The sequence below is a fragment of the Rhodococcus sp. 14-2470-1a genome (assembly GCF_002259425.1).
GTDB classification, from domain to species: domain Bacteria; phylum Actinomycetota; class Actinomycetes; order Mycobacteriales; family Mycobacteriaceae; genus Rhodococcoides; species Rhodococcoides fascians_E.
This window is the reverse complement of record NZ_NPFZ01000013.1, coordinates 22,782-34,220: the sequence shown is the minus strand read 5'-3', so window position 1 is coordinate 34,220 and position 11,439 is coordinate 22,782. Positions and strand designations below refer to the sequence as shown.

At 64.3% G+C, this 11,439-nt stretch carries 13 protein-coding genes and 1 pseudogene; 4 read left to right on the top strand and 10 right to left on the bottom strand.

Features of this window, described 5'->3' with window-relative positions:
• Positions 1-271 (top strand): annotated as a pseudogene (locus CH292_RS06235) (pyridine nucleotide-disulfide oxidoreductase); the annotation flags it as partial.
• A 54-nt stretch (positions 272-325) separates the two neighbouring features.
• On the opposite strand, the gene CH292_RS06230 reads toward CH292_RS06235, so the two are convergent.
• Positions 326-1,204, bottom strand: coding sequence for an SMP-30/gluconolactonase/LRE family protein (locus tag CH292_RS06230; RefSeq protein ID WP_037182967.1), 879 nt, complete (start codon positions 1,202-1,204; stop codon positions 326-328).
• Positions 1,205-1,250: 46 nt separating this feature from the next.
• Here CH292_RS06230 and CH292_RS06225 point away from each other — a divergent pair, with 46 nt between their 5' ends.
• The gene (locus tag CH292_RS06225) at positions 1,251-1,997 is read left to right on the top strand and encodes an amidohydrolase (RefSeq protein ID WP_019667926.1); all 747 of its coding nucleotides are present in this window, start codon (positions 1,251-1,253) and stop codon (positions 1,995-1,997) included.
• Here the strand turns inward: CH292_RS06225 and CH292_RS06220 are convergent.
• A complete protein-coding gene (locus tag CH292_RS06220) occupies positions 1,990-2,472 on the bottom strand; it encodes a DUF456 domain-containing protein (RefSeq protein ID WP_037182970.1) in 483 nt (160 codons plus the stop codon). The genes CH292_RS06225 and CH292_RS06220 overlap by 8 nt on opposite strands.
• A complete protein-coding gene (gene purT / locus CH292_RS06215) occupies positions 2,469-3,677 on the bottom strand; it encodes a formate-dependent phosphoribosylglycinamide formyltransferase (protein ID WP_094654277.1) in 1,209 nt (402 codons plus the stop codon). Before purT ends, CH292_RS06220 begins: the two co-directional genes overlap by 4 nt.
• An 89-nt stretch (positions 3,678-3,766) precedes the next feature.
• On the opposite strand from purT, the gene CH292_RS06210 reads away from it, so the two are divergent.
• Positions 3,767-4,843, top strand: a complete 1,077-nt coding sequence (locus CH292_RS06210) for a CaiB/BaiF CoA-transferase family protein (protein ID WP_019667923.1) — start codon at positions 3,767-3,769, stop codon at positions 4,841-4,843.
• A gap of 37 nt (positions 4,844-4,880) precedes the next feature.
• Here CH292_RS06210 and CH292_RS06205 read toward each other — a convergent pair whose 3' ends face one another.
• Complete coding sequence (locus CH292_RS06205; RefSeq protein ID WP_094654275.1) at positions 4,881-6,356, bottom strand: PLP-dependent aminotransferase family protein; 1,476 nt, start codon at positions 6,354-6,356, stop codon at positions 4,881-4,883.
• Between the two features lie 60 nt (positions 6,357-6,416).
• Here CH292_RS06205 and CH292_RS06200 point away from each other — a divergent pair, with 60 nt between their 5' ends.
• Positions 6,417-6,935 carry a methylated-DNA--[protein]-cysteine S-methyltransferase gene (locus tag CH292_RS06200; protein WP_094654274.1) on the top strand — a complete coding sequence of 173 codons (519 nt, stop codon included), beginning with the start codon at positions 6,417-6,419 and terminating at the stop codon, positions 6,933-6,935.
• A gap of 163 nt (positions 6,936-7,098) precedes the next feature.
• Here CH292_RS06200 and CH292_RS06195 read toward each other — a convergent pair whose 3' ends face one another.
• The 6 genes from CH292_RS06195 to CH292_RS06170 form a co-directional block, all read right to left on the bottom strand.
• Positions 7,099-7,539, bottom strand: coding sequence for an LGFP repeat-containing protein (locus CH292_RS06195; protein ID WP_019667920.1), 441 nt, complete (start codon positions 7,537-7,539; stop codon positions 7,099-7,101).
• Positions 7,540-7,638: 99 nt separating this feature from the next.
• Positions 7,639-9,210 carry a signal peptidase I gene (locus CH292_RS06190; RefSeq protein ID WP_256977954.1) on the bottom strand — a complete coding sequence of 524 codons (1,572 nt, stop codon included), beginning with the start codon at positions 9,208-9,210 and terminating at the stop codon, positions 7,639-7,641.
• Positions 9,211-9,792: a SipW-dependent-type signal peptide-containing protein gene (locus CH292_RS06185; protein WP_019667918.1), complete on the bottom strand. Its 582-nt coding sequence runs from the start codon at positions 9,790-9,792 to the stop codon at positions 9,211-9,213. It abuts the gene before it with no gap.
• Positions 9,792-10,289, bottom strand: coding sequence for a hypothetical protein (locus CH292_RS06180; RefSeq protein WP_094654272.1), 498 nt, complete (start codon positions 10,287-10,289; stop codon positions 9,792-9,794). The genes CH292_RS06185 and CH292_RS06180 overlap by 1 nt, the downstream gene beginning before the upstream one ends.
• A complete protein-coding gene (locus tag CH292_RS06175; protein WP_094654271.1) occupies positions 10,286-10,882 on the bottom strand; it encodes a signal peptidase I in 597 nt (198 codons plus the stop codon). Before CH292_RS06175 ends, CH292_RS06180 begins: the two co-directional genes overlap by 4 nt.
• Positions 10,879-11,433 (bottom strand): hypothetical protein, encoded by a 555-nt coding sequence (locus CH292_RS06170; protein WP_094654269.1) that lies wholly within the window; start codon positions 11,431-11,433, stop codon positions 10,879-10,881. Before CH292_RS06170 ends, CH292_RS06175 begins: the two co-directional genes overlap by 4 nt.
• Positions 11,434-11,439 lie beyond the last annotated feature (6 nt).

The window sequence follows — 11,439 nt, the reverse complement described above, 5'->3', positions numbered from 1 at the left end:
CGTCGGCCTGATCGGCCACACCAAGGGCGACGCCAACGAAACCGTCGCCAACCTCCTCGAGGACGCACCGAACTTCACCGGCGCCACCGACCCCGATCTCGACGCGGTCACCACGTTCCTCGAAGACAAGAAGGTTCCCTTCACCACCTGGGACGGCTGGTACCGCCTCGACGCCCACGAACGCTCCCTCGGCGAGCCCGAAGGCCGCGAACGCGTCAAGGTCGTCGAACGCGAGGACATGCTCCGCGCTTCCGAGCCCGACAAGGCTTGATTCACGCGTGAGTAGGAAACGCACAGAGCGCTGTGCGTTTCCTACTCACGGCGGCTAGACCCGCACCGCCAGAAGTTTCCCCTCCGTCTCGACCTTGCGCTGGTGCTCGTTGAAGTCCGGAGCCGCACAGACGTACAGCGTTCGGCCGTCGTCACCACCGAGGCCGCACGCGAACACCCCGGTGTCGAATTCGAGCTGATCGACGATTCCCTTGCCCGGCACCACGTGCACAACTCGCTGACCCAGCGCGTCGGCCACCCACAACGATCCGTCGGTATCCATCGCGCAGCCGTCGGACGCCACGGACAGCTGCCCCAGCGCGGACTCCATCGACGTCACGTCCGGCAGCTCCGCGAACTTCACCCAGTCGCGCCGCTCCCCCAACGAACCGTCCGGGTGCACCGCGAAGACACTGATGCGGTTGCCGACCGTCTCGTCGACCACCAGCTCCCCGTCGGGCGTCAGACCCATCCCGTTCGGGAAATAGAGATCCTTCGCCACGACGTGCACCGAACCGTCGGGATCGACGCGCAATAGATCGGCCGTGTCCGGCGTCGCCAGGTTCATCAGATCGAACCCGAAATTGCCGACGTAGGCGCGTCCTCGGTCGTCGACGAGCATGTCGTTGAGGTTCGCCTTCACGTACGACGACAGATCTGCGTGCACGACGAGCGAACCGTCGCCCTCACGCCGGAGCAACTTCTGATCTCGCATCGAGACGACGAGCAATCGGCCGTCCGGCAACCACCCGAGTCCCGACGGTTGCTGCGGCACCTCGGCCTCGACGCGAACGTCCGACCCGTCACCGCGAGCGGACACCACCCGCTGGCTGTAGAAGTCGGACACCCAGATTCGGCCGTCTCGCCAGCGCGGACACTCGAGGAAGGTGTACCCGTCGAGGACGATTTCTGCTTCAGCTCTCATGTTTCGCATTCAAACACCGGCGCGGGTCCCCGGGTGCCGAAATCGCATTGCTGGCATGCTGTCCCTTGTGTTCGACGCCCACCGATACATCCTCGACCCGCGATTCCCGCTGGTCGAGAATCAGGGATACCCACCGGAGCCGTACACCATCGAGGATTACGACCGCGACACCGACGGCCTCGGAATCACCGGCGGCGCGGTCATCAGTTCGTCGTTCCACACCACCGACCAGGCGTACCTGGTGGCCGCGTTGGACGCACTCGGGCCCAGCTGGGTAGGCGTCGCCCAGCTCGATCCCGATACGTCCGACGACGAGATCGTCGAACTCGATCGAGCCGGCGTCCGCGCCATCAGGCTCAACTTCAAACGAGGCGCGACGGACGTCCAGACGCTCACCGCCCAAGCCCGCAGAGCCCACGAACTGGTCGGCTGGCACGCGGAACTGTACGTCGAAGCCTCGATGCTGCTCTCGCTCGAACCGATCCTGTCCAAGCTTCCCGCGGTGAGCATCGACCATCTCGGCATGTCCGCGCAGGGCCTGCCCTACCTGCTCGACCTCGTCGAGCGTGGCGTCCGCGTGAAAGCCTCCGCCTTCGGCCGAGTCGACATGGACATCGTCGACGCCATGAGGAAAATCCACGCCGTCGACCCTGCCGCCCTGATGTTCGGGACCGATCTACCGGGCACCCGAGCGCCCCGACGGTTCCTGGAAACCGATATCGATCTCGTCGCCGAAGCCGTGGGAGGCGACCTTCCCGCGGTCCTCGGCGGCAACGCCCGGGCCTGGTACCGGGTCAAATGAAGATCGCCGCTCCGAGCCACACACCGGTCGCGAGGAGTGCCCCGAACAGTTCGACGAGGATGGACAGCCCCGCGGCCTTGGTGGCATGGACCGTGGATCTCCACGCCTGACCGTGATTGCGGTGCCGGGGAAGTTCCGCGACATACGTGCCGAGGACGAACCCGACGAACAAGCCGACGACGGGGATGACGAAGAACCCCACGATGCCCACGAGACCGCCGACCACCAGCGAACGCGTCGGGATGCCTGCGTCCTTCATCTTTCGCCCCGGCCAGGTGTACTTCACGACGCCGCTGGCGACCAGCAGAACTGTCGCGATTCCCAGGACCACCCAGGCCGCGGCGCCACCGGTCACGAACGCCCACACCGCAATTGCCGCGAAGATCAGAATCACGCCGGGCAGAATCGGCACGACGATCCCGACCAACCCCACGAGGATCGCCAGAGCGACCAGCACCTCCCCCCAGGCACTCACGTGACGGGACGAATCTTGCCTGCAGCCTCGGTTGCCCGCGCGCGAGCCGAATCGATGTCGGACGCCGTCGACACCGCAACGCCCATCCGTCGACGCACGAAGCTCTCCGGCTTGCCGAACAACCGAACATCGGTCTCCGGTACGGCCAAGGCGTCGGCGACACCCTCGAACGCGATGCCCTCCGCGTCGACGCCGCCGTAGACGACCGCCGACGCACCCGGCGAGACGAGCGTGGTGTCCACCGGGAGTCCGAGGATGACACGGGCGTGCAGTTCGAACTCCGAGAACCGTTGCGTACGAAGCGTGACCAACCCTGTGTCGTGTGGACGGGGGCTGACCTCGGAGAAGTAGACGTTGTCGCCCTGAACGAACAGTTCGACGCCGAACAGGCCTCGCCCTCCGAGAGCAGTGGTGATCTTGTCCGCCACGTCCTTCGCCGCAGCGAGCGCACCGTCCGACATCGGTTGCGGCTGCCACGATTCGACGTAGTCACCGGATTCCTGACGGTGCCCGATGGGCTCGCAGAAATCCGTTCCCGCCGTCGACCTGATGGTGAGAAGTGTTATCTCGTAATCGAAGTCGACGAATCCCTCGACGATGACACGACCGAGGTCGACGCGTCCGCCCTTCAACGCGTAGTCCCATGCCGCCGCGACGTCCTCAGGTCCGCGGACCACCGACTGTCCCTTGCCCGACGAGGACATCACCGGCTTGATGACGGCTGGATAGCCGATGGAGTCCAGGGAGCTGCGAACGTCCTCGAGCGAGTCGGCGAACGCGTAGGGCGACGTCGGAAGGCCCAAGCCCTCGGCCGCGAGCCGCCTGATCCCCTCGCGATTCATGGTCAGCTGCGTCGCCCGGGCCGTCGGAATGACGACACTCCTGCCTCGACTCTCGACCTCGGCGAGCGCGTCGGTCGCGATGGCCTCGATCTCGGGAACGACGAAGTCCGGTTGCTGAGCGTCGATCAATGCCAGGAGCTGTTCGGGGTCGCTCATGTCGATCGTGAAGGCGTGATGAGCAACTTGATGGCCCGGCGCGTTGTCGTATCTGTCGACGGCGATGACCTCGACGCCCAAGCGCTGGAACGCGATGATCACCTCCTTGCCCAACTCGCCCGCGCCGAGGAGCATCACTCGCGTGGCTCCCGGGGTCAGAGGTGTGCCGATCCGGACTGCTTCGTCTCCTGCGCTCACGCCGCTCATTATCCACGGCCTCGGGGTTCCCTCGCGCCTCCAGTCACGCTAAGTTAACCTCGATTCGCTTATTTCATACTGATCGGAACGAGGAATACGTGTCGAGTACCGGTGGACCGCTGACAGGACTTCGAGTCGTCGAACTTGCAGGAATCGGGCCCGGCCCCCATGCCGCCCTGCTGCTGGCCGACCTGGGAGCCGAGGTCGTACGCGTTCAACGCGCCGGCCAGATCTCGGAGCACGATCAGCAGCTACGCAGCCGCACCCTCGTCGAGGCCAACCTCAAGGACCCGGCCGACGTCGAGAGAATTCTGGGACTGATCGAACGTGCGGACGTCCTCATCGAAGGATTCCGACCGGGCGTGACCGAGCGCCTCGGACTCGGCCCAGACGTCGCGCTGGAACGCAACCCCAAGCTCGTCTACGGCCGCATGACCGGATGGGGACAGGACGGACCGTGGGCGTCTGCGGCGGGCCACGACATCAACTACATCTCCGTGACGGGCGTACTGCACGCCATCGGACGCAAGGGTGAGCGTCCAGTACCACCGCTGAACATGGTCGGCGATTTCGGCGGCGGATCGATGTTCCTGATCTTCGGCATCCTCGCCGCACTGTTCGAGCGTCAGACCTCGGGCAAGGGCCAGGTGGTCGACGCCGCGATGGTCGACGGGACCGCAGCGCTGTCGCACATGATCTGGGGCCTACGCGGTGTCGGCGCCTGGTCGGACGAGCGCGGCGTCAACATGCTCGACACCGGCTGGCCCTACTACGACACCTACGAAACCGCCGACGGTAAGCACATGGCCGTCGGCGCACTCGAGCCGCAGTTCTTCGCCGAGCTGCTCCGTCTGCTCGAACTCGACCCAGCCACCACACCGGGCCAGGGCGACCGCGACCGCTGGCCCGAGATGCGTGAGATCTTCACGCGGGTGTTCAAGACCAAGACGCGCGACGAGTGGGCCGCCATCTTCGACGGCACCGACGCCTGCGTCTCGCCGATCCTCACGTTCGGCGAAGCATCGGACCACAAGCATCTGGCCGCGCGCGAAACTCTGATCGAGGTCGACGGCATCACCCAGCACCGGCCGGCGCCCCGCTTCTCCCGCACTCCCAACGGAATCCCCACCGCACCCGCATCGACTGCGGTCGATCCGGACACCCTCTGGCTGTGAGTACTTGTGTAGGCCAGGGCCTACACAAGTACTCACATCAGAAGACGAGCGCGGGCTCTCGGTCGTCCGCGCTCGGCGCCAGGGCAGCGTAAGCACCGGCGGTCGCGACGACGGCCGCGGTGATCTCCGCGGGCTCCCGGGTGTACGGCAGACGGAGGAACCGCTCGAACGCACCCTCCACTCCGAACCGGGGGCCCGCCGCGAGGACGGCGCCGAACGTCGGCGCCGTCGCGGCGAGTGCACTCGACACGGGCGTCGGGATCTGCAGCCACAACGACATCCCGCCCGTCGACCGTCGGTACGTCCAGCCCGGAAGGTGCTCCGCAAGAGCGGATTCCAGCACGCCCCGACGCTCGCGCAGTTGCTCACGGCGCGTGTCGAGAATCGCATCCGCGTCCTGCAACAGGAACCCGGCGGCAAGCTGATCCATGACGGACGTGCCCAGATCGTGCGCAGCTCGCGATCCAGCAAGCCTGCTGATCAACGACGGATTGGCTCGGATCCATCCGATACGCAGCCCACCCCAGTACGATTTCGACGCCGAACCGATCGTCACCACATCCGTGCCCGACACGCGCCCGAACGACGCGACGGGCGGCGGCGGAGGCGCATCCAGCCACAGATCGACCATGGTCTCGTCGACTATCAACGTCATCGACGTGTCCCTGGCGATCTTGGCGAGCTCGGCGCGACCGTCGGCGGGAAGGCAACGGCCCGTCGGATTGTGGAAGTCCGGAATCATGTATGCAACCTTGGATGCGGTCTGCCGTGCAGCACTGCGGATTCCGTCGAGATCCCAGGGCTCCCCGTCCGGCCTGATCGGAACCGGGACCGGGCGAGCGCCAACGCGCCTGATCGCCTCCAGCGCATTGGGGTATGTCGGGTGATCGATCAGTACCCGATCCCCCGGTGACGTGAGAGTGCCCAGCAACAACCGAACTGCCTGCTGCGCACCGGAAGTGACCATGATCTGATCCGGGGTCGTCGGCAACCCGCGCTCGACGAACCGTCGGGCAATGGATTCACGCAGCACCGCAAGCCCAATCGGTTCCATACCGTGGTTGGACAGATAGGTCGGAAGTGCCTGCAGCGCAGAGTTGTACGCGTGCAGCATGGCGTCCGTCGGCGCTGCCATCGCCGCATGGGACATATCGATGACCGGCCCGGTCGAGCGAGACTGCACCAACAACCCGTTGGGCTTGGCCATGTCCGGCAGTGCGACTGTGCTGCGGGCACCCTGTTTGCTGATCAGATAGCCCTCTTCACGCAGCACGGCATAGGACGACGTGATCGTCGTACGGCTCAGGTCGAGCGCGGACGACAGATCGCGCTCGCTCGGCAACCCCACTCCCAGCGGAATCCGGCCGTCGTGGATGAGCAGCCTGATCCCGTCGGCCAAGGCCCGGTACGTGGGGCGGGACGTGCGCTTGCGACCGGACGCGTCCTCGGCTTCGGTTCGCCACCGTCCCAGATCACGCGCCATCGAAGTTGCGTTCAGCACCCGTATCGCCATTTCCCGATCCTACTGGCCTTCGGATCGAAGTCCAGTTCGTACGCAGTCCATACTGGACGCATGCCGTACACGCTGTTCGACACGTCCCTCGGACAATGCGGCCTGGCCTGGAACGCCGACGGCGTCACCGCCGTCGCCCTGCCCGAGTCCGAGGACCGATTGATCGACTACCTGACCGGCTTCGACGCCCTCCCCGGCGACCCGGACGGCGTCGCCACCGTAGCCATCGAGGGCATCACGGCACTGCTCGACGGCGGGGACCCCGCCCTGTCGGCCATTCCGGTCGTTCTCGACGTCTCCGACTTCGACAACGCCGTCTACGACGTCACCCGCGCGATCCCCCGAGGTTCCACAATGACGTACGGCGCTGTTGCTGCGCGGCTAGGCCATCCGGGCGCTGCGCAGGCAGTCGGCGGTGCGCTCGGCCGCAACCCGGTGCCGGTGATCATCCCGTGCCACCGAGTCCTCGGCGCAGGCCGAGAGGTCGGCGGCTTCTCGGCTCCCGGAGGACCGTCGACGAAGCAAAGAATCCTTGCCATCGAAGGCATTCCCGGCTTCGGGGAGCCGACGCTGTTCTAGTCGACGACGCGCGAGAGATGAATGCGAAACTAATTCACTCGAGTGAATTATCCATTTGTCAGTACATTATACGAATGGTCGCCGAGTGAAATAAAAGCAATAGTCGCCCGCCGAAACAAACCGTAATTCCAGTTTATGTGCGCCTATTCCGACGTGCGGTATTTCAAGCGGAAATTGGTTCGGTCCCGGAAGGTACCTCGACCGCGGACACGCTCTCCGCCTCGGGTCCGGGAACCCTGACGTCGTCTTCACGCGTGCCACCGATGGTGAAAGCTCCCGTCTCCGGCATCCACCCGATGGAGCCACGCTCGAACAAGCTGTAGCGACCGTAGCCGGTAGGGGTCGGCTTCTCGTTGCTGATCGGGTACCCCAGAGCACCGTACGGACCCCCGTGCGCCAGGTACCACGCGAGAATCTCGCCGTGAACCTCGTGCGCCCCACCCTCCGGAAGTGCGAACACCGTGGCCTTGGCGAACTCCATCATGCCCCCGCCGCTCGGTCCGAGCATGAATTCCCCGACGGCCTCGCCGATCCACGGATGTTCATAGGCGAAGCGGTCGAATTGGTACCCGAAGACATCTAGACCATTGTACGAAGTGGACATCGACCGACCTTCCGTCGCTTTACCTGGCGCCCATTGTCCGCCCACTTCGCTGATAAAGCACGTCAATTAGCAAATATATGTTTCGACTCTTTTTCGGCGTCAGTTCAACAGAGCCGAAATCTCGGCCGGAACTTCTCCCGACGCCGGATCGACGACAGTGCGACTCCACCCTCCGCCGGTTCCGTCCAGTCGAACCAACTGGCTCGGTCCGAGGAGCCACAGCTGTTCACCCGACGCCCAGGCCACTCCATAGCCGTACTCCGAGCTCGACGAGATGGGACCGCTGTACTGGATGTCGCCTGACGAGTCCGTGATCTGCAACGTCGGCGAGCCGTCGACACTCACCACCGTCGCCACCGCCGAGCCCGACGGGGAGGACTGGGGTGAGATCAGGTCAGCCGGGGGTGCCGCGGTGGTCGTCGTTGTCGTCACCGGGGCAGATGGGGGTTCCACAGCTGCCGGTGGCGGTTCCGTCGTTGTCGTGGTGGGTGGCGTCGTTGTAGTGGCGGGTGGCGTCGTCGTCGTGGCGGGCGGGGTTGTCGAGGGAACGAGCGGAGTGGAGGTTTCTGGCGGGGACGTCGTCGTGGGCGCAGGGATAGCCTGCGGAGCCACACGCGATTGCTGTTCCAGCACCCCGCAGCGAGCAGCGGGAAGTAGGTTCAATGATGAAGTGGTCAAGGACATGATCAGAGTGTGTCTCCGCCCAGCGATGGATTGACGTGTTCCCGAGACAGTTTGGACCGAGAAGTTCCATGTACCGGTCCTGGTTCCGAAGAGAAGGAGCCCGTTCTCGATGTCGACCGTGGGGGATGTCACCGTGCCTGTCGCATCGGGTTGCCCGCTTTGTGTGAGGGTCCACTTGTAGGTGTAGCCCGCGCCGGCCGAAGGCCACGACACCGTGACGTAGTTTCCGATCAATCCAAGGACTCCGGGTTTGTTGACGCACGTCGGGTCGCCGGGGACAGGGAGCGGTGGAAGTGGGGCAACGGTTGTGAATTCCCCACTAGTTGCGGTCGAGGTATCGGTCAACGGAGCAGCCAGTGCCAAGGGAGGATTCGTCGACGACAAAGCCACGGCCCCGAGCGTTGCGAGGACCACCAGTCCCGATGTCGGCAGTCGACTGTGCCGGCCATGCGGCTCCTCATCGGTTTCCGACGGAGATACCCGACGCGGCCGAAACGCGACCATCAACAGAACGCCGACAAGAACACCGCCTGCAAAGACCGCAACAGGTCCGCTCAGCCACGTCACCGCGTAGCCGAGCTTGGGGACGCTGAAAAGGACCCGTCCCGCTTCCGACACGACGTAGGGCTCGGCGTCGGGTTCCGCGTTGTCGTCGCCCTTCAAATAGAGCTCGACGCTGTCGCTTCCGACGGCTCCGATTTCGATGACTCGGTGCGTGATTCCGTTGCCCGCCGCGTTGGTCACGTTGACGATGTCACCCACCTGAATGTCGACCGCGGGCGTGGTCTTACTCAGCGCGAGTGCACCCGTCTCGATGGCCGGTGACATCGAGCCGGATCGGAAGACCAGCGGCGTAATCCCGAACACAACCGCAGCCAGCGCAATCAAAACACACAGCAACCCGGCCAGTGCGCCGACGGTCAGCGCGATCTCGCGCACCCACCTTCGCTTCGAGTGCGCGCGTGAACGTACTGCGTTGGTACTCATCTAGGTCGACGTCGCCACGAGTGAGTAGGTGATGGTTCCGGTCGCGGGAGTCGCCGGGGCCGTGGCGGTCGACGGCATTGTGACTCTGATGCACAGCTGGTCGGTTCCATTGCGTGGAATCGGTCGGTTCACACCCCCGAACGGCTTCGACGGAGACAAGCCGGACACCGTGCTGATTGCGGTTCCCGAGCAGTCGGTGTTCGCGTACACCGAACTGTCCAGCAGCCCAGCGAGCGTCGTATTGTTCGCTAGCACCGAAATTGTGTAATTGAACGGCACCGTCCCGGAGTTCCGCACGAGTAGTGGAGCAGTGACGGTGTTTCCTGGGGCAATCGCAGTGTTGGTCAACGACGTCAACGTGATGGTGTCCGTGCCCGGCGGGGTATTGCCGAGTTTGATATCGATCGTTCCCGTCGTAAATTCTCCGGACGTCGCCGTCGACGTATCCGACCATGCGGCAAGGGTTCCCACGGCTCCGAGGCCCAGGACGATACCGATGGACATGATGGCGCGAGCCCGAGCGCTGATCAGCGCCGAGCCGATCCGGCGAAGGACCCCCAGGTTCTGCTTGTGACTCGCCATCACGAGTACGCCCCTTCCTGATTTTCCGAAACACAACCCACGCTGTCTCCGTTGTCCCACCGCACCACCAGGTCGACAAACGCTCGGGAATTCTGGGTCGCATTGCCCGCGTTCACTGTCATGTCGACGATGGCACCGATCCGACGTTTCTCATGTGCGCCGATCAGTACGGTTCCGCAACCCGATCGGTACTCCGTCCCATCGATCGACACCGTCAGCGATTCGCCGAACTCTCTGCTGTCGGCGACGAGCTTCAGTTGAATTCGACCATCGTCGTCGGTGTCGTTGAAGACATGGAATACAGCATCGCGACGGTCACCAGGGACCCATCGAATCTCGTTGTCGAAGAGCGGACTCGGCAACGTCGGTCCCCACGTCTCGCCGTCGTAGCTGTACCCGACGGTCTGCACGGGCCTCGCGGAACCTGTTCCGAGCAACACTACGATTGCCAGTCCCGTCACCAGGACAGCGCACGGAACGGCGACGTTCGAATTCACGACGCCTCCCTCCGCTTCTTACGGTGATCGAGACCCGCGCCGACGAACATGAACAGCGCATAACCGGCGAGCCCGATCACTATGACGGTCACAGTGATTCGGCGCTGTTCACCGTTCAGCCAATTGTTGACGTACCCCATGTACGGCACGGAATACCAGACCTTGCCTCGTATCTGGCCGAACTGCACGGGGTTCTCGTCATCGGACCCGTTGTTGTCTCCACGCGTGATGTACGTCGTGACACCGCCACCGGACTGCTGAGTCGCCACGATTCTGTGCGTCACCACATCGGGTTCATTGGAACGGATTTGGTACGTGATTGCCGTTCCGACAGCGAGCTCGGAACGGTCGACAGGCTTGATCACGACCAATGACCCCGGCGGATACGTGGGTTTCATCGATGTCGTGAGGATGGTGTACGGCGTCGCCCCCGACACACGCGGGACGACAACGGTGACAGCCAGAACGCACAGCATCGCGGCCAGCAACGTGTACGACACGATTCGACTCACCCACCACCACACCCCGGTGCGCTCGTCCCCGTTCCTCTCGGACGGGACAACGGGAATCACGTCGGTGTCTTCGGTGCTCATGTCTGATCCGCTCGGAACGAGAATTTCACGGTCGAGGACTGACTCTTCGGCGGGTCGATACCTACGGACACCCGAAAACACCAGACCTCCGCCGCTCCGGGGGCAAGCAAACGTGCGGCGGGTGCCATCGGAGCCTGCGCCCCAGCGGCATTGCCGGTGTACAGCTGAGTGGCGCCGGTTGGAGCGGTCGTCGGCGGGCAATCCGCCGCCGCCCCGACCAGGCTTGCCGTCAACGTCAGCGGCACCGTTCCGGTGACCGTTGTGCTCTGGAGTCGGTAGTCGAAGGGAACGTTTCCCGCATTCTTGATCGACAACGATGCCTGCGAAAACCCGTTCGGACCGAGATTCGTCCCGCCGAGTGCGGCGAGCACATAATCGTTCACCTCTGCCCCTGCGGGTCCGACCTTGATGTCCAAGGTCCCGGAGTTGATGGTTCCACCGCTCACGATGGCGTCGTCACGCCACAGCGCGCCCGTCGACTGTGCTGATCCGAAAACCACCACAACGACGGACGCGGCTGCGAGTGCCCAGTATCGGCCGTGCTTGATCACTTCGCA